The organism is Kangiella japonica (assembly GCF_039523535.1).
Taxonomy (GTDB): Bacteria; Pseudomonadota; Gammaproteobacteria; order Enterobacterales; family Kangiellaceae; genus Kangiella; species Kangiella japonica.
In genome coordinates this window covers 184,067-202,925 of sequence record NZ_BAAAFM010000003.1, presented here as the reverse complement: position 1 = coordinate 202,925, position 18,859 = coordinate 184,067, and the positions used below count along the sequence as shown (strand labels likewise).

The following is an 18,859-nucleotide window of genomic DNA, read 5'->3' as shown; positions in this document are numbered from 1 at the left end:
TCTAGAAGTTTATGAACGTTAAACAATTACCCATTAGTCGCCAAGGCATTATCCCTTTGCTAATCGCTATTCAGGCTTTGGTGCTTTTGCCTTTGTGGTTTTATATACCCGTCTGGATTAGCGCCTTAACCATAGTCCTATTATTGGCTAAGTACGTCATGTATCGACGCGATGCGACGCCACCTCGTTGGGTGTTGCTAATTGTTGTTCTGCTGTGTGTCGGTGGTGTATTCCTGCAGTTTAAAACCCTTAACGGTCGCGATGCAGGGATTGGCTTAATCAGCTTGATGTATGCCTTTAAGTTGCTAGAGGCACGAAGCTATCGCGATGCAGCCTTAATTTTATTTATCTCCTTCTTTATATTAGTCACCGCGTTTTTCTATAGCGAAGCGATATGGATGGGGTTTTACCTATTGATAGGCGTGCTATCCATTCTAGTCGGGTTAGTCGCGCTTAACAGTCCTCGCGGCTTTCAAGGGCTGGCTGGTCTTGGCAAGATCTCAGGAGTGACTCTGCTTCAGGCCATCCCTATCATGATATTGCTATTTCTATTTTTCCCAAGAAGTGCGTCGCCGCTATGGTCAATGCCGTCGGATAATCAAGCGGGTAGCGGTATTGACGATACCATGAGCCCCGGTAGTATCGGCGTTCTGCACACTTTTGATGATATTGCGTTTCGAGTCGATTTCGAGGGCAAGGTACCGCCACGCTCTGAAATGTATTGGCGTGGATTGGTGCTATCACAATTTGATGGCTTTACTTGGTTTAAGGAGCGCCATACCCCAGTTAGAGAAGACCTCGAACTGCCGATGACGCCGACCTATCAATATAAAGTGCAAATGGAGCCGAACAATCGTAACTGGATTTTTGGCTTGGAAGAGCTCGCCGAAGCACCAAAAGGAGCCTACCTCTTTAGCGACCACACATGGTTAAGGCGTCGCCAAATCACGCAGCGCTTTATTTACTCGGCGCAAGCTTATGATATCGACTTTAGTGGACAGTCATTAAGCGAGAATCAGCTTGAGCGTACATTGCAACTTCCCCGAAATAGTAATACGGACACGCGGGAGTGGGCTGCAGAGCAACGCCAGAAACATACCAGTGACGAAGCTTTTATCCGCTGGATTTTGTCTTATATCCACCAGAATCAGTACCGTTATACGCTTACGCCAAGAGTTATTGAAGTTGATACCATTGATGGTTTTTGGTTCGACACACAGGAGGGCTTCTGTGAACATTATGCCGGAGCTTTTGTATATATTATGCGCTCCGCGGGCATTCCGGCTAGAGTCGTTGCGGGTTATCAAGGCGCCGAGTATAACCCTTATGGTGATTACTATATTGTGCGCCAGTCGGATGCACACGCTTGGACCGAAGTGTGGTTAGAGGGCGAAGGTTGGCGTCGTATCGATCCAACGGCGGCTATCCATCCATCAAGAGTTGAAGAGGATTTACGGGGTTCAGCGAGCTCAAGGGATGGTTGGTTTGAAGAGTTTGGTAGCGATATGGGCTTCGGTGCACCGGAAGGGTTGTTGCAAAATTTAGCCTTGCGCTGGGATGCGATTCAGTCTTTCTGGAGCGAAACCGTAATGGGTTATAGTCGTGATATGCAGTTTAGTTGGTTACGTAAACTGGGGATCGAGCGTCATCAGTACCGCTATTTAGGTTATGGCCTTTTGGCGACCATTATTTTAGCAGGCTTTATCTTTGGCTATTTAGTGCTTAGAGGCGCGCAAAAGCTAGAGCCGGTGACAAAGCATTACTTGCGTTTACTCAAGAAATTACAGAAGCTTGGTATTCCGTGCGATAGAAATATGGGCCCCAAAGATGTTCTGAAACTGACACGCGATAGCTCACAAAAGGTTTACTCGCGAGCTGCGCCTGCCCTAAAGACCTATATTGAAATTCGCTATCAGCAACAAGAGGTTAGCGCTGAATTGCTTAAACGCTTTAAGCAGCAAGTGTCGAAAGTGTAAGCCAACTGACAAGGCTGAGCTTAGCCGTTATAATGTGCGACCTTAAATTAATACCTGTTTGGCAAACTCGATGGCACACAACTTGGCAGAAAAGCGCGCTGAGAAAAGCGTTGATATTACTCCAATCCAGCAATTTCTTTATTGTGAAACACCAACAGCATGGTTGGAGTATGCGGTTACGGATTTAGAAACGCTGCTTATCGATCACGCGCACTGTGAGAAAAAAGCGGCTGCCACAGCGGTAAAGCTGATGTTTAGCTACCCAGAGCGCATTGAGTTACTGAAAAAACTGTCGCAGTTGATCCGCGAAGAAGTGTTGCACTTTGAGCAAGTGCTTGAATTTATTGAGCAACAGGGCATTAAATATCGCGGGATTAAGCCGTCGCGCTACGCCGCTGGTTTGCATCAGTTCGCCTCGAAAGACGACCCTCAGCGCTTAATCGATAGCTTGATTATTGGTGGGATTATCGAAGCTCGTTCTTGCGAACGGTTTCATGCGTTAGTGCCATACCTTAAAGACTCACACCCTGAGTTAGCCAAATATTACCGTTTCTTGCTGAAGTCTGAATCACGTCATTTCATGGACTATATTGATTTAGCCAAGCAGTATTCTAAACATCCGATTGATGAGCGCTTGGATTTCTTTTTACAAAAAGAGAAAGGGCTGATCGAAACACCCGATCCCTTGTTCCGCTTTCATTCAGGCGTTCCTCAGTCGAATAATTCTTTAAATTAAAAGGTTTGTTATGTCGGATAAAAAATTGTTGTTACTGAGCTCTTCTCGCGAAGGCCAAACGGATTATTTGGAGCATGCGTTACCTTTAATTGATGGCTTTTTAGATAAGAGCATCAAAAATGTCCTGTTTATCCCTTATGCGGGATTTGCTATGGGCTACGATAAATACGAAGACAAAGTGAATCAGCCATTCCAAACTATAGGAAAAAAAGTCACTTCGATTCATCGCTTCGACGATCCTGTAAAAGCGGTAGAAGAAGCTGATGCTATAGCGATTGGCGGTGGTAATACTTTCCATCTGCTGAAAGAACTGTATGACAATGAGTTGATTGATGCTATTCGTAAGCGCGTTGATCAGGGCATGCCATACATGGGCTGGAGCGCAGGCTCGAACGTTGCCGGCTTAACCATCTGCACTACGAACGATATGCCGATTGTAGAGCCACGAAGCTTCAATGCATTGGCCTTGGTAAACTTCCAAATTAATCCTCATTACACTGACTACCAGCCGCCAAACCATAATGGCGAAACACGTGCCGAGCGAATTTTTGAGTACGTGCGAGCGAATCCGCACCGTTATGTGGTCGGAACTCGAGAAGGAACGGCGCTACAACTAAAGGACAATAAGCTGACTTTAGTGGGCAACAAACCAGGGCTTGTTTTCCGCGATGGCGAAAAGACTCGCCCAATCCAATGCAACACTGACATAAGCTGGCTACTTTAGTTGCAAATATGACTTAAGTGGTTGGATTTGTTGATAAAATTCTTCCTTCATCAGCCTAAATAGACTAGTGTTAAATGACTATGGATGGTGAAAAAAGAGGTTATTCCATCCATGGTATAACCTATAGCACTGAAGGAGACATTCATGAAGAACACATTATTGGGGCTGGCGACAATTGCGATCGCTAGCGCCTCAGGAACTTTGATCGCAAAGGATTCATCATCACCATCCTCACACCATAGCGACAAAATAGTAGGGAAAGCACCTTTCGTTACCCTCACTGCCCAGAACTTAGACCAAGCGAACACACCGATCCACCCCTTTATCAACTCAGCATTACCCAATCCACCCAAAAACGTTTACAGCGGCAACTTGTTTCAATTGCGCCACGACTACCCGAGTAGCGCTGCAGAGGTAAAAAATCCGGCTTGGAAAGCGGTAACCAACAATGGTCGTATTACACAGCAAAATGCTATGGCTTATGTTGAAGCGCTAAAAAGCTACGTTTCAGACGATATGCGTAAACTGATTTATAACTATGATCAGTGGAACGCCAGCCAAGAACCTTGGTGGGAATCGATTTGGTTAGGAACTGAGCGCGAGCCGATTTATGGTTTTTATGTAGGCTCTGGCTTTCCTGCCGAGACGCTAACCGATCAGAAGTTAGACTTAACGACCTATGTATTGACTTTGTACGATAAGACTGCGGCCGCAACCTTAGGCAATATTTGGGGGACTAGCCTAAAAAGTGCTTATAACCCCAACATTACAAACCCTGGCGCGCAGTATGCGGAAGGCAGCGTGATTGTTAAGTTTGCATTTGTGACCCCTTGTGGTGCGGATTGGGCGCCTATGGAGGGCACAGCATCGGTGCCAATTTATGCGCCATTGAACGAAAGTAATGGTTCGGGCAATAACCCTGATACTTCTAAATGTCCTAATAATGGCTCAGCTGGCTCCACGGCCGATCCGAGTCTGACTAATATTTACATGATGCAGTTTGATATCATCGTAAAAGATAGCCAAGCTGCTCCTGAAACCGGTTGGGTATTCTCGACCTTAGTGTATGACAAAGATGCGCCGGGTAAAGATGCTTGGGAAAAGATGGTTCCTCTTGGCGCTACCTGGGGGAACAATCCTGATGTGATTAATCTATCGAGCGACGCTCTAACGCCTCCGGCAAAAGTGAATACTCAATTATCACAAAACTGGATTAACATGAACTCGCCAGAATATGCGCGTTCAACATTGGGTTGGGATGGCCGTTTATCTGGCCCTAACGATGGCGCCGTAGTAACGCCAGCATGGGCAGGCAGTCATTATTACCCGAAAGGATTGTCTAGTGCAGGGTGCTTGGCTTGTCACAGTTCCGCGCAATACAATCCGAAGAGTGTCAGCACTAACCAGCCGAACATGGTATCGTTTTTACTACCAAGCACGACGCAGCCACCACAGGTTATCAATGCGCCACTATCAAGCACAAATCAGGCTTTAGTGTTGAACGAGCCGGGTTCGAAGGACTGGATGAAGTGGTTCCAAAGTCGCGCCGGAGATGTGCCGATGGATTCTGGGCAGGTTTCTCTTGATTACGATATGGTCACTGCTTTCAAGGCAATCCCAATGTGGCAGGCTGCTTTACAAGCAATGGAGCGTGAAGATGCTGCTAAAGCTTCTTTAACCCGAAAAGCTCAATAAGGAGCAACGATGTCCTATGAAGAACTAACAGCTGAGGTTATCAACTTTTGGTTCGGTGCGCCTGACTCTGCGGAGTTGGGCGCTGATCGTGCTATTTGGTTCGATTCAAACCCTGCCTTCGATGAGGAAATTCGACAGCGCTTTGGCCAAGCGAATCAGCTAGCAGGCGAGGACAAGTTAGATGCCATGATGGATAGTCAGCAGGGCTCCTTGGCTTTGATCATTCTGCTGGATCAGTTTTCACGTAATATTTATCGAGGAAAGGCGGAAGCCTTTGCCAATGATGCGAAAGCCGTTGAAGTGGCGCAAAACGTACTTGATAAAGGTTTTGATCAGGGGCTGCTTACTGTGCAAAGGAAGTTCCTCTATTTGCCTTTTGAGCATGCAGAAGATCTAGCGCTGCAAGACCAAAGCGTTGAGCTGTTCGTGAAACTGGGTGACAGTAACTCTATCAGTCATGCGCTGTGCCACCGCGATCAAATTATACGATTCGGGCGGTTTCCAGGAAGAAATGATGCCTTAGGCAGGAAAAGCACTTTGGCCGAGCAAAGCTTTTTAGAACAACCGTTTTGTTAGTTAGGTTTAAATGATGTTAAATCATTTAGATCAACTTCCACTCGTATTACCTTTAAATGGGGGCGGTGCTTGCGCCACTCCCATACTCCATCGAGTAGTTGGATATTGGTCAGCCCAAATTTCGTCATATCTTCAAGCGAGTAATCGTAACCCTCGGTTTCATTAAAGTAGTGATATAAAAAGGTCCAAGCGTTGAATTCCTTATGACCATACTCTGCTAGCATCGGGTGGACACTAATTTTTTTATAAAAGGTATTTTCAGCAATTCGAAAGTCTACAGCAAACTGTTCTCCAAGCTCCACTAATTCATTCACATCCTCTTGATATGAATTGCCATGCCAAATTAATGCAGAGTCCTTATATAAATATTTAGTCTTACCAGCAGGAAATACATAGTTAGCGCATGAAGAAGCGCAGCCTTTGTCCACAATAACGTCAAACTGATTATCAAAGACCCAGTTGCCGAGCCTTATACCTTCCATGACATCGCCGCCATTGCTGGTGATTTTTAGCTTGATGGGTTTTTTGGGTAGGGATTTGTAGAGCTCAAAAGTGCGTTGGTTAGCGTCTTTATTGATACCGCCGTCGTAGTGCAGAACATTGTTATCGTCGACAAAGACTTTGGTTTCAGGCTCTGGAGCGTCATCACTTTGGGGCGTTGCACAGGCCGACACCAAAAAGAAGCTGGTTAGAAGGAGTAATCGACAAAGCATACAAACTTCCTTGTTAGTAGTTAGATAGAGATGTTTAGATCGAGAAATAATGCTCAGTTATTGAATCATCCACAACGGTGAGGTAATGACCTTTCTCACCCCAGTCGCTTAGCACAATACGCTGGCAATGTTTGCCATCCACTTCAATGTCATGGAAGTCTGGGCGGTGTGTATGGCCATGAATCAGTATTTTGGCATCGCTTTTTTGTAGAGCTTCTTCTACAGCCTGTGGATGTACGTCTGTAATGGCGCTGGCTTTGTTTTCTTGAGCTTGGCGACTTTTGGCGCGCAGGTCCGCAGCAATGCCTCGACGCACTTCGAGCGGTTGCGACAGTAACTGCTGTTGCCATTGCTCTGAGCGCACCATTTCACGGAACTGCATGTATTCTTTATCATCCCAGCAGAGGCTGTCACCATGCATCATGATGGCTTTTTTATCGCCTAGCTGAATAGGATGAACTTCCTCGAGTAATTCGCCACCTGTTTTCTGGGCGAACGTATCGCCGAGTAAAAAGTCACGATTACCATGTTGGAAATACAGTTTCTTTCCAGTGTCCGAATAAGCTTTAAATTTCTGGATAGTGGATTCTACAAAGGCAGAATCATCATCATCGCCAATCCAGCTTTCGTACAGATCACCCAAAACGTAAAGTCTATCGAATTGAGGCGCTATTTCGTCCATAAAATGCTCGAAAAGCGCCGTCAAATCAGGGCGCTCTTCGCAAAGGTGTAAGTCGGATATGATGTGTATCATAGTTACTCGTCTATTTTGTCATCCTGATGTGAGCAAGGGGAATCCCTTTGTTCATATCAGAATGACAATATGTGGAGAGGTTTTTAGCTTTTAACTTCAGCTTTAGTAATTAAGACCGTTTCTGTAGGAACGTCTTGATGCATGCTGTAGCTACCTGTTGGTACGTCTTTAATCGCATTAACCACGTCCATGCCTTCTGTCACTTTGCCAAACACACAATAACCCCAGCCACTCGGCGACTCACTTTTGAAGTTTAGGAAGTCATTGTTATTTACATTGATGAAGAACTGGCTGGACGCAGAATGTGGCTCCATAGTTCTGGCCATGGCGATGGTGCCAATATCGTTACTTAAGCCATTGTTTGCTTCGTTAGCAATAGGCGATTTCGATTCTTTTTGCTCCATGTCAGGGGTAAAACCACCGCCTTGAATCATGAAGTTAGGAATGACTCGATGGAAAATAGTCCCGTCATAATGGCCTTCTTCAACATAGCTCAAAAAGTTTTTAACCGTTTCAGGAGCTTTTTCAGGGTAAAGTTCAAGCGTGATGTCACCGTGGTTAGTTGAAAAAGTTACTACAGGGTTACTCATGGAATATCCTCAAAATTAATGATTTAGCCTTGTTTAAGCTAGCCTGGAAGTCATTAGCTCGTTACAATTAGCAACGGAATCCCAAGGCTGTTTGTCGCACATGATACTTTTTTTGGTATTAAATTGCGATTTTATTAGAAAATAGTCAAAAATTGGAATAATTGAACAAGAGATTAATCAATATGTTGCAGATTTATAACAACCTAACTCGTCAAAAAGAAACCTTTAGGCCCTTAGAAGATGGCAAGGTGTCTATGTATGTCTGTGGAGTGACGGTTTATGATCTGTGCCATATTGGTCACGCCAGAACTTACGCGGCCTTCGACGTTATTAATCGTTATCTAAAATATAAAGGTTTCGAGGTGAACTATGTGCGCAATATTACCGATATTGATGACAAGATCATCAATCGCGCCAATGAAACGGGCCAAGCGTTTGAAGACGTGACTGCTAAATTCATCGAAGAGATGTATCACGATTTCGATGCTATTGGCTTGCAGCGCCCAGATGTTGAACCTCGCGCTACCGAAACCATGGCTGAAATCATCGAAATGAACCAAACCCTGATTGAAAAGGGTGCGGCTTATGCCACTGAAGACGGCGATGTCTATTTCCATGTGCCAGCCTACGAAGATTACGGAAAATTGAGCCGCCAAGATTTGTCACAGCTAAACGCCGGCGAGCGTATTGATGTGCGTGACTCGAAAAAAGATCCAATGGACTTCGCGTTGTGGAAGTCGGCAAAACTAGGCGAGCCATCGTGGGATTCGCCGTGGGGTAAAGGCCGCCCGGGTTGGCACATCGAATGTTCAGCCATGAGCAAAAAAAGCTTAGGCGAAACCTTTGATATTCATGGTGGTGGTTCGGATTTACAGTTCCCGCACCATGAAAACGAAATTGCACAGTCTGAATGCGCTAACGGTTGTACCTTTGCCAATACTTGGATTCATACGGGTATGGTGCAGGTCGATAAAGAGAAGATGTCTAAATCATTGGGCAACTTCTTTACTATTCGCGATGTTCTTAAGCAATATCGTGCCGAATCGGTGCGTTATTTCTTAATGAGTGGTCATTACCGCAGCCAATTAAGTTATACGCAGGCCAATATCGAATCTGCTGATGCTAGCTTGGAGCGCTTATATACGTCACTACGTGGCGTAGATTTATCGGCCGCGACTTCAGACAGCTACGACATCATGGAAAAAGCTCAAGCGGCGTTTATTAAAGCCATGGACGATGATTTTAACGTGCCAGAAGCGATGCCTGTATTGTTCGACCTAGCGAAAGAAGTTAACCGCTTAAAAGCTAATGATATGCCAAAAGCAGCAACCATCGCCGTTAAATTGAAAGAGCTAGCCGGTGTTTTAAGCTTGCTACAACAAGATCCTGAAGAGTTTTTAAAGTCTGGAGCTGGGGACAGCGATGTATCGGACGAAGAAATTGATACTCTAATTCAAGATCGCCTACAAGCTCGCGCTGATAAAAACTGGGCACTTGCTGATAAAATTCGTGACAAGCTCCATGCGCTTAATATTGAGCTTGAAGATGGAGCGGGTGGTACAAGCTGGCGTAGGAAGTAGCCTACTGTATTGATGATGTTCCTTTTCTTGCACTTATAGGTATTTCCTATGGTCATTTGTCCAAGAAAAGGAACCAAAATAAAGACACCCCCTATTATTAAGGTTATGCAAGCATAACTACCTGAGTTACAAATCAGCTATTTACGCACCGCGAAATACAGACTCCCAGTCTGAATTTCACTATTCAAAACATCCGTGTTTTGAATTGCTATATCTGTTTTGAAACTCAGCTTAATTTAATGGGGCTCGAAAAGCTCAAAGCGCATGTTACCGTCTTAAATCATTAAACACTGATAACTCCCAGTTTCGTAAACCTACCACTAAACTGGTGCCTTTCTTTTCCTCTAGCGCTAAATCTTTGTCTTGGCTGAGTTGATGCCTATAAGCTGTGCCGAGTTCTTCGATCAGGGTTTGGATTTTTTTATTGGAGTCGTCGCTGAGCATTCCTGAGATAAATAGTATCTTTTCTGTGGGGTTTTCAAATCGTGAGTTGAAAAATTCACTTTGGATGTGTTCTGCGAAGAATTTGCGCACTGGGCCGTCGCTTTGCCATTTAAAATGGGGGCTGACTCGTTTTCGAATTCGGTTGTTGGGTAGCAATTCAATAAAGTTAATTTTATCCAGCTTGGCGAGGTATTGAATCAATTGATGCTCAGTAAATTGGTAGCGCGCTAGCATATCCTCAAAGGTCCAGTCGGATAAACAGAGCTGTGCTACCAATAACAATTTAAAATCCGTAATCAGCTCTTTTTCTTGCTCTAAGGTCAATTCTGAGATTTTGTGTTGCTGACTTTGGGCGTTTTGAGCCAGCTGTAAAATATCCATGTGAAGTAGGTTGCAAATAGCCTCTAAACGCACAAGAGACAGTTTGTTTTGTGAGAACATGCGTTTAACATTGGCTTCGCTCATGGATAAGTGCGCGGCCAAATCTTTATAAGTGATGTTTTGGCTGCGTAAATGACGTTTTAAGGTTTCGATTAATTGGCTGGTTTGTCGGCTCATCAGGATTCCGTTGGGATTTAAAGAAAAGTATAGCTATACGATACTAAAAGTTTATCTGGTAGCGACTATAACATAAAAGGTGGCGTCTAAGTCGTCTGTATGGGAATTTAGCACTATCGCAGTGCAATAAATGCTCGGTAAGAGCTTAAAAGGACTCAATATGATTTCAGTGTATCAACTCAAACCTAAGTTCCAGCAAATGTTACGACCATTAACTAATGGTTTAGCTAAAGCGGGTGTTACCGCGAATCAAGTTACGGTGTTTGCGATGTTACTCAGTATCGCCACTGGTGGCGTGATTTTATGGCAGCAATCGTTGCTGTGGTTTTACTTGCTCCCTGCCGTTCTATTCCTGCGTATGGCGCTAAATGCTATCGATGGCCTGTTGGCGCGTGAACACAACCAAAAGTCTAAACTCGGCGCTTACCTTAACGAGTTAGGCGACGTAGTGTCAGATGTGGCTTTGTTATTACCACTGTTTATATTGCCAAGCGTTTCGCCGTGGTTAGTGGGGGCATTTATCTTTATGGCGATGTTGGTCGAGTTTGTTGGTGTCGTCGCGCCAATGGTCGGCAGGGAGCGTCAGTATCAAGGTCCCATGGGGAAAAGCGATCGCGCTTTAGTCTTAGGGTTATTAGGGATTATTTTGCCTTTATGGCCAATAGTTGTTGAGTATTTGAATTATGGATTGGTTGTTTTAGTGGCTTTGTCGGTGTTCACAATGGTGAACAGAATCAAAGCAGCGCTTTAATAACGATAAGAATATTAAGGAGAAAACCATGTTATTTGATTTCGAAAGTATGCGTACAGTGACCCAGGTCTTTATGTTTTTATTAGCGGGTTTGTCGCTCGCGACGGTTATAGGCTGGGCACTATCGCTAAAAAATAAGCAAAAAGATTATACCGAGTTAAAGCAACGTATTAATTCATGGTGGATCATGATTGGTATTTTTGGCCTAGCGTTATTGATGGGGCCGTTAGTAACAGTTTTGCTATTCGCCATGCTTAGCTTTATTGCGCTGAAAGAGTATTTCTCGATGACGCCGACACGCTTGGTCGACCGCAAAGTATTGTTCTGGGCTTATTTAACGATTCCTTTGCAGTACTATTGGATCGCTACTGGTTGGTACGGCATGTTTATTATCTTTATCCCAGTTTATGCCTTTCTGTTCATTCCTTTTCGCATGGTACTGGCAGGCGACACCAAAAATTATTTACGCGCGGTGGGCAATATTCACTGGGGCTTGATGCTAACAGTATTCACGCTAAGCCACTTGGCGTATTTAGTGATGTTGCCGAGCGAAGGCGAGTATCAATCGTTAACCATGTCTGGCGATGGTGCTGCTTTGTTGCTATACCTAGTGATGCTAACGCAGCTCAACGATGTGGCGCAGTATGTGTGGGGAAAGCTGATGGGAACGACGCCTATTGCGCCGACTATTAGTCCGAATAAAACGCGCGAGGGCTTGATTGGTGGTGTTATCACTACGGGTGTTTTAGCCATGATATTGGCGGTCTTATTAACGCCGATGATCTGGTGGCAGGGGTTGTTAGTTGGCTTGGGTATCGGTATTGCGGGCTTTATTGGTGATGTTTCTTTGTCGGCGATTAAACGTGATATCGGCATTAAAGATTCTGGACAGTTAATCCCTGGGCATGGCGGTATCTTAGATCGTCTCGACAGCTTAACGTTTACTGCTCCACTATTCTTCCACGTCATGCGTTATTTCTACTTCTAGGGAGGGTTTAATGATGAAGTACATAAATTTGGCACTGCGTTGGTTATTCTTCGCCTTAATTATTAAGCCAATTGTGAAAATCGTGATTGGCCTGCGCTATCAAAACACGCCCATTCTACCGCAGGATGGGCCGGCACTTTTGATTGCTAACCATAACAGCCACTTAGATACGATGGTGCTCATTTCATTATTACCACTAAAAATATTGCACAAAGTTCAACCTGTCGCTGCCGCAGATTATTTTCTGAAAAATAAATTCATGGCTTGGTTTGCGTTAAACATCATTGGAATTTTACCTATCGAGCGCCAAGGCAAAGACAAAAGTGTTGATCCGGTAGGGCAGTGCGCGGAAGCATTAAACAAAGGAAAGATTTTGATTTTCTTCCCAGAGGGCTCACGCGGTGAACCTGAGAAAATGACGGACTTAAAATATGGCATGGTCAAGCTTGCTGAAAAGTGCCCTAAAGTACCGATTTACCCTGTTTACATGCACGGGCTTGGTAAAACCTTACCAAAAGGCGATGCGCTGTTTGTCCCCTTCTTTTGCGACGTGGTGTTTTCAGAACCTATGACCTATGAAAATAGTCAGGAGTCTTTTTATGGCGAAGTGAAAAAGCGATTCGCAGATATGCAAGGCTCAGTAAAGCTACCAAAGTGGGACTAGTGAGATCCCACTTTGGTAAATAGATAGCGTGCTTTAAAGGTTTAAATTAAAGAATTAAGGCTAAGAAAGCACAAACAGCCAATGCGATGCCTAGCGGTATTTGAATCGAAACTAACTTTCGGGCCGCTTGAGCGCCTTTTTCTTGGGCGGTTTCATTTTTTGACAGTAATTTTTCAGACAATAATGCGTAGGACAGAATAAAGCCGACCAGAATCATCAAGATTTGCATGATTAGGTCGAATAAGCCTGCGGAATATTTAATCATGGCGCCGAGGTGTGGCAGGCTATGAAATAAAAACGAATAAAGGCCAACGACCAGAAGGATAACGCCAATTACCCCTTGGTAGGGTGTGAGTTTGCCGAGTGCTTGCCCGGCATCTTTGGATTTTTGAGCGATTAGACTCGAAGCAGCGAGTAAGCCGCCAACGATAGCTAGTAACTTGATTATAACGTCCATATTTACCCCTATACTTAGAATTTATAAGGTAAAGACTAACGCAAGTTATTGAACTCAAATAGATTATTAGTGGGAAGTGGTGATGCAGTTCACGCTATTTTATGGTGAAAATGGGCTGGCTGAGAAAACCAGCCCACATAAAGCTTTAAGGTATTAGTCGTGCAGGTGCTCGCAAGCGAATAAGGTATTGCTCATCAGCATAGCTACAGTCATCGGGCCAACGCCGCCCGGAACAGGGGTAATCCATGAAGCACGTTCTTTTGCGACCTCAAACTCTACGTCACCAGCTAACTTACCATTATCTAAACGGTTAATCCCTACATCAATAACAATAGCGCCTGGCTTGATCCATTCGCCTTTAACCATGTTAGGAATACCAACGCCAACAACCACGATGTCTGCCTCAGACACTTTTTTCGCTAGATCCTTAGTTTTGCTGTGCGTAAAAGTCACAGTGCAGCGTTCCATTAACAGTTCTAGGCCCATTGGACGGCCAACAATGTTGGAAACACCGACTACAACAGCATCTTTGCCGATAAGGTCAATACCGGTTTCTTTTAGCATGACCATCACGCCATAAGGCGTGCAAGGACGCATGGTTGGCATTTTTTGTGCTAAACGGCCCATATTATAAGGGTGGAAACCATCAACATCTTTATCTGCTTTGATTCGCTCAAGAATGACGTTTGAATCTAAATGCTCTGGTAATGGAAGTTGTACTAAAATTCCATCGATAGCAGGGTCGTCATTGAGTAAATCTATCTGTTCTAATAAAGCTTCTTGTGTGGTATCTTCTTCCATCACAATCTTACGAGAAATGAAGCCAACTTTTTCACAAGCTTCTACTTTCTTGTTAACATAGATTTGAGACGCGGGATCAATTCCCACTAGAATTACCGCTAACCCCGGTGCTCGTAGGCCTTTATCGAGGCGAGCCTTTACTTTAAGGGCTAATTCGTCTTTTACTTTGGCTGAGATGGCTTTGCCATCAAGAATTTGAGCAGTCATGCTGATTAAATTCAAATGGTTGTTTGAAAGGCGATATTGTCGCAATAATAGACAACTTACTCAATGCTTTTGTAGAAGTTTGAAGTTTTAGTAAAAAAGGCGATAAAAAGTGTTGACGGGTATGGGGGAAATCAGTAATATGCGCGTCTCGCAGGGGCAAGCCCCTTGAGACAAAATTCGGAGATTAGCGCAGTCTGGTAGCGCGCCTGCTTTGGGTGCAGGATGTCGGGGGTTCAAATCCCTCATCTCCGACCAATTATTTCTCGCCTCGACGTCAGGATAAACATGCGTCCGTAGCTCAGTCGGATAGAGCAACGGCCTTCTAAGCCGTGGGTCGCAGGTTCGAATCCTGCCGGACGCGCCATTATTGTCGGGCAGTATGCTCGCTAATAATTTCGAGCGGCCGAGTCGGGGGAGAGTAGGTTGATGGTGGGCGTAGCTCAGTTGGTAGAGCCCCGGATTGTGATTCCGGTTGTCGTGGGTTCAAATCCCATCGTCCACCCCAGATTCTTGTAAACCAGCATTTACGCTGAGCAGGAATTACAATATGGTTCGATGAGGGCTCAGGGCCCGCAGTCAAAACGCGAGAGTGGTGGAATTGGTAGACACGCTGGATTTAGGTTCCAGTGCCGCGAGGCGTGAGAGTTCGAGTCTCTCCTTTCGCACCATCTTTTTGCTAGGTTTATAAAAACTAGTATTAAAAAGATGGTCCTCCCTTATAGTCTTCATCTGAAAACCTGGTCATATATTATTAATAGCTATGAAATAATAGCCTATCGGAGATCAGCGAATGCAAGTTTCAGTTGAAGCGAATAACGGTCTAGAAAGAAAATTAGTGATCGATGTACCTGCCGAAAACATTGACGGTGCAGTACAAAAACGCCTACAGGAAATGACACGTACCGTTAAAATGAACGGTTTCCGTCCTGGTAAGGTTCCTTTCAAAGTAGTTCAAAAGCGTTATGGCAATGCTGTTCGTCAGGAAGTTCTTGGTGAAGTGATGCAACGTCATTATTTTGAAGCTGTTCAAAAAGAAGAATTAACGCCTGCTGGCTACCCTCAACTTGAACTTATTGAGAACAAAGATGGTGCAAACCTTAAGTTCTCAGCAACTTTTGAAGTGTATCCAGAAGTTGAAGTTGCCGATCTTTCAGATTTAGAAATCGAAAAACCTACATCAGAAGTTAGCGATGAAGATCTATCAAACATGATGGATACTTTACGTGAGCAACGCGCTTCATGGGTTGAAGTTAAGCGTAAAGCTAAAGAAGGTGACCAAGTTGTCATCGACTTTAAGGGCTTTATCGATGGTGAAGCATTCCAAGGTGGCGAAGCTAAGCAGTTCCCACTTGAAATTGGTGCTGGCAACATGATTCCAGGCTTTGAAGAGCAATTAGTTGGCGCTTCTGCTGATAGCGATATCGAAGTAAAAGTGACTTTCCCAGAAGACTACCACGTTGAAGATTTGAAAGGTAAAGAAGCAACTTTCGAAACTCACGTACATGTTGTTAATAAGAAAGAACTTCCAACTGCTACTGAATTAGCTGAGCAATTAGGCGCTGAAGATTTAGCGGCCCTAAAAGCGGACGTTAAGAAAAACATGGAGCGTGAACTTCGCAATGCTGTAAAAGCACGCGTTAAAGGCGCTGTAATGGAGCAGTTAGTCGCTAAGCATGAATTTGATATGCCTAAAGCAATGATTGATCAAGAAATCGATCGTATGCGTCAAGAAATGGCACAGCAAATGAACGCTCCGAAAGGTGAAACTCCTGATCTTCCAGCTAACCTATTCGAAGAGCAAGCTTCGCGTCGCGTTAAGCTAGGTCTAGTAGTAGCTGAAATCATTAAGTCTGAGGCGTTAAAAGCGGACGAAGAAAAAGTTCGTGCACAAGTTGAAGACTTGGCTTCAGTTTATGAAGAACCTCAAGAAGTTATCGATTGGTACTATGGCGACCCACAACGTTTACGTGAAGTTGAGTCATTAGTACTAGAAGACTCTGTGGTTGACTTGGTGCTAGAAAAAGCTAAAGTAACCGAGAAAGCCGTAAAGTTTGACGAGATGCTAAACACTAACAAACAGTAAGTTTAAGCGTCAGTCACATCATTCATAAGAAGCGGATTTTATCCGCTTCTTTTGTTTTGGGCATTGATATAATCTATTGCCTCTAACATAAGGAATCGTCTTAATATGAGCAAATTTGAACAACCGATCAGTAATGCTTTAATTCCAATGGTTGTAGAGCAAACGTCGCGTGGCGAACGCTCTTATGATATTTACTCGCGTCTATTAAAAGAGCGTGTCATCTTTTGTGTTGGCCCTGTAGAAGATAATATGGCGAACTCTATTGTCGCTCAAATGTTATTCTTGGAGTCTGACAATCCTGATAAAGATATTTACCTTTACATTAACTCGCCAGGTGGCGTGGTAACTGCTGGTATGGGGATTTATGACACTATGCAGTTTATCCGTCCTGACGTTTCTACGGTTTGTGTCGGTCAAGCAGCTAGTATGGGAGCTTTACTATTAGCTGGTGGTGCTGCAGGCAAGCGTCATTGCCTTCCTAACTCACGTATGATGATTCATCAGCCTTTGGGTGGATTCCAAGGTCAGGCGTCAGATATCGCGATTCATGCTCAGGAAATTTATGAGATGAAGAAGCGTCTAAACGGTATTTTGGCGCATCACTGTGATAAGCCAATTGAGGAAGTCGAGAAAGATACTGATCGTGATAACTTCTTATCAGCTGAAGAAGCCGTGAAATACGGCTTAGTCGACTCGATTATTAATTCGCGAAAGCAAGATTAACCAAAGTTCCTTATAGTTATTTATATACCAAGCCACCTAGGTCAGCTAAGCCTTAGGTGGCTTAGCTCTTGTTAATAAACCCTTTCCCTTTGACCCCTTTCCGTTCTATTCTAGTCTTAGAATAAAGTTTCATTAAAAGTCTCATACAATAAAGCCGTAGGTTTGCGCCTTCGAAAGTAAGCTTAATGCTTGCTTGGAGTTTTATATGGGTAGTCACCAGCAATATAGTTTTATAGAGCGCTGTTTATCTCGCTTTGCGTGGGTGCGTGCTGGCGAGGGCAAGGCCATATTACTAATGTTTTTTAGCCTATTTTCACTGATGACCTCATATTATCTACTCAAAGTTATTCGAGATCCTTTAATCCTTTCCGACGGCAGCGCTGAACTGAAAAGCTATACAACAGCTGCACAAGCGACAGTTTTACTACTGGTTATTCCGCTATTTAATCGCTTTTATTACCGCTATTCATGCCAACATGACAAGTCACTTTTTTTGCGACGGGTGCTACTCTTTTTCGTAATTAACTTATTACTCTTTATTGTTGCTGCCCAGCTTTCCATTCCTATTGGGATCGTATTTTATATCTGGCTCGGTATCTATAGTGTCACTGTGGTCGCTTTATTTTGGGCTTTCTGTGCAGATTGTTTTAACGCTATGAGTGGTAGGCGGCTGTTTGCGATAATTGCAGTCGGTGGTACCAGCGGCGCTTGGGCTGGCGCGAAGCTTGGGGGGTATCTCTTTCCGCTGATTGGTGTGGTTGGCCTGATGGTGTTGTCAGCTATACTGTTGATTGCTTTAAATTTTCTCTCGCAACTAAGCTTCCGTGCTATTCCTGTCTGCTCACGAGCTGAGGGTGCTAGTCCCTCGTTAGTCGCTAACCCCGCATGGTGGAGGGGCCTGTCTCGGTTTGCCCAAAACCGTTATTTGCTATTAATTGCGCTGTTTATTCTTCTTTTCAACTGGGTAAATTCAGTAGGAGAATATGTTTTGGCTAAGTTTGTGATTGCGCAGTCAAAGCAGGTAGCAGCTCGTGGTAGTTACGAAGAACAGCTTTTTATGACGGAATTCTACTCAGATTACATCGCATGGTTCACCTTGATAGGTTTGTTATTGCAAGTATTTGTGGTAGCACGGCTATTTCGCTGGATTGGTGTTGGCGCTTCTATCGTTATTTTACCGACTATTATGGTGATAAATTATAGTCTGATTTTATTTTTTCCATTTTTTGCGGTCGTTAAGTGGGCTTTAGTGGCCGAAAACAGCGTTAATTATTCTATCCAAAATACCAGTCGCCATGCTTTGTTTTTGCCAGTTTCACGCGAAGATAAGTACCTTAGCAAAAACACCATGGACACGTTTTTCTATCGTTTTGGTGATTTAATGTACGGCGCAAGTGTTGCCGTTGGAGTAAACTTTTTCGGTTTAGGCACCTTTGAATTTATAACCTTTAATGCCCTTTTAGCAGGTTTGTGTTGCTGGACAGCGCTAGCCATTCGTAAGCGTTACAAGGCACAGTATGGTGAAATCGACGAAGGGCATGCGCCTGTGTTAACAGCTGTACTCAAGTCAGAGACTATCAAGGCAGGAAAGCGAAGCGTTTTAACGGTATCTGATAAAACGTTCACTGAACCTGATGCTGGTGACTTTATTCGCTACCAAATTCGGGGGGCTAATGGACAAAAACTGCCTTCGTGGTGTGAGTTTGATCCGCAACTAATGACTTTATCGCTCACTCCGCCTAAAGGGCAGCGGCAAAAGCTCAAGCTTGAACTTATTGCCAGTGACTTTTCGGGGTACCAAGTTAGTACCCCTTGGAACATTACAATTAAAGCATAGCC

18 protein-coding genes and 4 tRNA genes are annotated in these 18,859 nt (G+C 44.2%); 16 read left to right on the top strand and 6 right to left on the bottom strand.

Annotated features, from left to right (window positions below; genetic code table 11):
- Positions 1 to 11: 11 nt before the first annotated feature.
- The 5 genes from ABD128_RS04390 (at position 12) to ABD128_RS04370 (ending at position 5,707) form a co-directional block, all read left to right on the top strand.
- Positions 12 to 1,976 carry a transglutaminase TgpA family protein gene (locus tag ABD128_RS04390; protein ID WP_343987091.1) on the top strand — a complete coding sequence of 655 codons (1,965 nt, stop codon included), beginning with the start codon at positions 12 to 14 and terminating at the stop codon, positions 1,974 to 1,976.
- 70 nt (positions 1,977 to 2,046) lie between these two features.
- On the top strand, positions 2,047 to 2,712 hold the full coding sequence (locus ABD128_RS04385; protein ID WP_343987088.1) for a MiaE family protein: 666 nt from the start codon (positions 2,047 to 2,049) through the stop codon (positions 2,710 to 2,712).
- A gap of 10 nt (positions 2,713 to 2,722) precedes the next feature.
- Positions 2,723 to 3,436: a dipeptidase PepE gene (pepE, locus tag ABD128_RS04380; RefSeq protein ID WP_343987086.1), complete on the top strand. Its 714-nt coding sequence runs from the start codon at positions 2,723 to 2,725 to the stop codon at positions 3,434 to 3,436.
- A 144-nt stretch (positions 3,437 to 3,580) separates the two neighbouring features.
- Positions 3,581 to 5,131 (top strand): hypothetical protein, encoded by a 1,551-nt coding sequence (locus ABD128_RS04375; protein ID WP_343987083.1) that lies wholly within the window; start codon positions 3,581 to 3,583, stop codon positions 5,129 to 5,131.
- 9 nt (positions 5,132 to 5,140) lie between these two features.
- Complete coding sequence (locus tag ABD128_RS04370; RefSeq protein WP_343987080.1) at positions 5,141 to 5,707, top strand: DUF924 family protein; 567 nt, start codon at positions 5,141 to 5,143, stop codon at positions 5,705 to 5,707.
- Here the strand turns inward: ABD128_RS04370 and ABD128_RS04365 are convergent.
- From ABD128_RS04365 to ABD128_RS04355, 3 genes are all read right to left on the bottom strand, one after another.
- The gene (locus tag ABD128_RS04365; protein ID WP_343987077.1) at positions 5,704 to 6,420 is read right to left on the bottom strand and encodes a Clp protease/crotonase-like domain-containing protein; all 717 of its coding nucleotides are present in this window, start codon (positions 6,418 to 6,420) and stop codon (positions 5,704 to 5,706) included. The two genes, ABD128_RS04370 and ABD128_RS04365, sit on opposite strands and share 4 nt — an antisense overlap.
- 34 nt (positions 6,421 to 6,454) lie before the next feature.
- Positions 6,455 to 7,174 carry a UDP-2,3-diacylglucosamine diphosphatase gene (locus ABD128_RS04360; protein WP_343987073.1) on the bottom strand — a complete coding sequence of 240 codons (720 nt, stop codon included), beginning with the start codon at positions 7,172 to 7,174 and terminating at the stop codon, positions 6,455 to 6,457.
- Positions 7,175 to 7,257: 83 nt separating this feature from the next.
- A complete protein-coding gene (locus tag ABD128_RS04355; protein ID WP_343987071.1) occupies positions 7,258 to 7,764 on the bottom strand; it encodes a peptidylprolyl isomerase in 507 nt (168 codons plus the stop codon).
- 182 nt (positions 7,765 to 7,946) lie between these two features.
- On the opposite strand from ABD128_RS04355, the gene cysS reads away from it, so the two are divergent.
- Positions 7,947 to 9,344 (top strand): cysteine--tRNA ligase, encoded by a 1,398-nt coding sequence (cysS, locus tag ABD128_RS04350; protein WP_343987068.1) that lies wholly within the window; start codon positions 7,947 to 7,949, stop codon positions 9,342 to 9,344.
- Positions 9,345 to 9,611: 267 nt separating this feature from the next.
- On the opposite strand, the gene ABD128_RS04345 is transcribed toward cysS, so the two are convergent.
- Positions 9,612 to 10,346 (bottom strand): helix-turn-helix domain-containing protein, encoded by a 735-nt coding sequence (locus ABD128_RS04345; protein ID WP_343987065.1) that lies wholly within the window; start codon positions 10,344 to 10,346, stop codon positions 9,612 to 9,614.
- Between the two features lie 130 nt (positions 10,347 to 10,476).
- Between ABD128_RS04345 and ABD128_RS04340 the strand changes: the two genes are divergently transcribed.
- From ABD128_RS04340 to ABD128_RS04330, 3 genes are read left to right on the top strand one after another with little or no spacing between them, the layout of a single operon-like run.
- Positions 10,477 to 11,097 carry a CDP-alcohol phosphatidyltransferase family protein gene (locus ABD128_RS04340; RefSeq protein WP_343987062.1) on the top strand — a complete coding sequence of 207 codons (621 nt, stop codon included), beginning with the start codon at positions 10,477 to 10,479 and terminating at the stop codon, positions 11,095 to 11,097.
- Positions 11,098 to 11,125: 28 nt separating this feature from the next.
- Complete coding sequence (locus tag ABD128_RS04335; RefSeq protein ID WP_343987059.1) at positions 11,126 to 12,085, top strand: phosphatidate cytidylyltransferase; 960 nt, start codon at positions 11,126 to 11,128, stop codon at positions 12,083 to 12,085.
- A 10-nt stretch (positions 12,086 to 12,095) separates the two neighbouring features.
- Positions 12,096 to 12,749, top strand: coding sequence for a lysophospholipid acyltransferase family protein (locus ABD128_RS04330; protein WP_343987056.1), 654 nt, complete (start codon positions 12,096 to 12,098; stop codon positions 12,747 to 12,749).
- A gap of 46 nt (positions 12,750 to 12,795) precedes the next feature.
- On the opposite strand, the gene ABD128_RS04325 is transcribed toward ABD128_RS04330, so the two are convergent.
- Both ABD128_RS04325 and folD read right to left on the bottom strand, forming a co-directional pair.
- Positions 12,796 to 13,206: a hypothetical protein gene (locus ABD128_RS04325; protein ID WP_343987053.1), complete on the bottom strand. Its 411-nt coding sequence runs from the start codon at positions 13,204 to 13,206 to the stop codon at positions 12,796 to 12,798.
- A 153-nt stretch (positions 13,207 to 13,359) separates the two neighbouring features.
- Positions 13,360 to 14,214, bottom strand: a complete 855-nt coding sequence (gene folD / locus ABD128_RS04320; protein ID WP_343987051.1) for a bifunctional methylenetetrahydrofolate dehydrogenase/methenyltetrahydrofolate cyclohydrolase FolD — start codon at positions 14,212 to 14,214, stop codon at positions 13,360 to 13,362.
- A gap of 178 nt (positions 14,215 to 14,392) precedes the next feature.
- Here folD and ABD128_RS04315 point away from each other — a divergent pair.
- The 7 genes from ABD128_RS04315 (at position 14,393) to ABD128_RS04285 (ending at position 18,857) form a co-directional block, all read left to right on the top strand.
- Positions 14,393 to 14,469, top strand: a tRNA-Pro gene (locus ABD128_RS04315).
- A gap of 32 nt (positions 14,470 to 14,501) precedes the next feature.
- Positions 14,502 to 14,578 (top strand) — tRNA-Arg (locus ABD128_RS04310).
- Positions 14,579 to 14,643: 65 nt separating this feature from the next.
- Positions 14,644 to 14,719 (top strand) — tRNA-His (locus tag ABD128_RS04305).
- A 78-nt stretch (positions 14,720 to 14,797) separates the two neighbouring features.
- Positions 14,798 to 14,882: transfer RNA gene (locus ABD128_RS04300), tRNA-Leu, on the top strand.
- Between the two features lie 122 nt (positions 14,883 to 15,004).
- On the top strand, positions 15,005 to 16,297 hold the full coding sequence (tig, locus tag ABD128_RS04295) for a trigger factor (RefSeq protein ID WP_343987048.1): 1,293 nt from the start codon (positions 15,005 to 15,007) through the stop codon (positions 16,295 to 16,297).
- 105 nt (positions 16,298 to 16,402) lie between these two features.
- Positions 16,403 to 17,020 carry an ATP-dependent Clp endopeptidase proteolytic subunit ClpP gene (gene clpP / locus ABD128_RS04290; RefSeq protein ID WP_343987046.1) on the top strand — a complete coding sequence of 206 codons (618 nt, stop codon included), beginning with the start codon at positions 16,403 to 16,405 and terminating at the stop codon, positions 17,018 to 17,020.
- A gap of 205 nt (positions 17,021 to 17,225) precedes the next feature.
- Positions 17,226 to 18,857 (top strand): ATP translocase, encoded by a 1,632-nt coding sequence (locus ABD128_RS04285; RefSeq protein ID WP_343987043.1) that lies wholly within the window; start codon positions 17,226 to 17,228, stop codon positions 18,855 to 18,857.
- Positions 18,858 to 18,859: the final 2 nt, after the last annotated feature.

Coding starts and splice junctions, on each gene's coding strand:
- ABD128_RS04390 (WP_343987091.1), top strand. CDS start 12: ATGAACGTTAAACAATTACCCATTAGTCGCCAAGGCATTATCCCTTTG.
- pepE (WP_343987086.1), top strand. CDS start 2,723: ATGTCGGATAAAAAATTGTTGTTACTGAGCTCTTCTCGCGAAGGCCAA.
- ABD128_RS04355 (WP_343987071.1), bottom strand. CDS start 7,764: ATGAGTAACCCTGTAGTAACTTTTTCAACTAACCACGGTGACATCACG.
- ABD128_RS04285 (WP_343987043.1), top strand. CDS start 17,226: ATGGGTAGTCACCAGCAATATAGTTTTATAGAGCGCTGTTTATCTCGC.
- ABD128_RS04335 (WP_343987059.1), top strand. CDS start 11,126: ATGTTATTTGATTTCGAAAGTATGCGTACAGTGACCCAGGTCTTTATG.
- ABD128_RS04365 (WP_343987077.1), bottom strand. CDS start 6,420: ATGCTTTGTCGATTACTCCTTCTAACCAGCTTCTTTTTGGTGTCGGCC.
- ABD128_RS04370 (WP_343987080.1), top strand. CDS start 5,141: ATGTCCTATGAAGAACTAACAGCTGAGGTTATCAACTTTTGGTTCGGT.
- clpP (WP_343987046.1), top strand. CDS start 16,403: ATGAGCAAATTTGAACAACCGATCAGTAATGCTTTAATTCCAATGGTT.
- folD (WP_343987051.1), bottom strand. CDS start 14,214: ATGACTGCTCAAATTCTTGATGGCAAAGCCATCTCAGCCAAAGTAAAA.
- ABD128_RS04360 (WP_343987073.1), bottom strand. CDS start 7,174: ATGATACACATCATATCCGACTTACACCTTTGCGAAGAGCGCCCTGAT.
- ABD128_RS04375 (WP_343987083.1), top strand. CDS start 3,581: ATGAAGAACACATTATTGGGGCTGGCGACAATTGCGATCGCTAGCGCC.
- ABD128_RS04325 (WP_343987053.1), bottom strand. CDS start 13,206: ATGGACGTTATAATCAAGTTACTAGCTATCGTTGGCGGCTTACTCGCT.
- ABD128_RS04385 (WP_343987088.1), top strand. CDS start 2,047: ATGGCACACAACTTGGCAGAAAAGCGCGCTGAGAAAAGCGTTGATATT.
- ABD128_RS04345 (WP_343987065.1), bottom strand. CDS start 10,346: ATGAGCCGACAAACCAGCCAATTAATCGAAACCTTAAAACGTCATTTA.
- cysS (WP_343987068.1), top strand. CDS start 7,947: ATGTTGCAGATTTATAACAACCTAACTCGTCAAAAAGAAACCTTTAGG.
- tig (WP_343987048.1), top strand. CDS start 15,005: ATGCAAGTTTCAGTTGAAGCGAATAACGGTCTAGAAAGAAAATTAGTG.
- ABD128_RS04340 (WP_343987062.1), top strand. CDS start 10,477: ATGCTCGGTAAGAGCTTAAAAGGACTCAATATGATTTCAGTGTATCAA.
- ABD128_RS04330 (WP_343987056.1), top strand. CDS start 12,096: ATGATGAAGTACATAAATTTGGCACTGCGTTGGTTATTCTTCGCCTTA.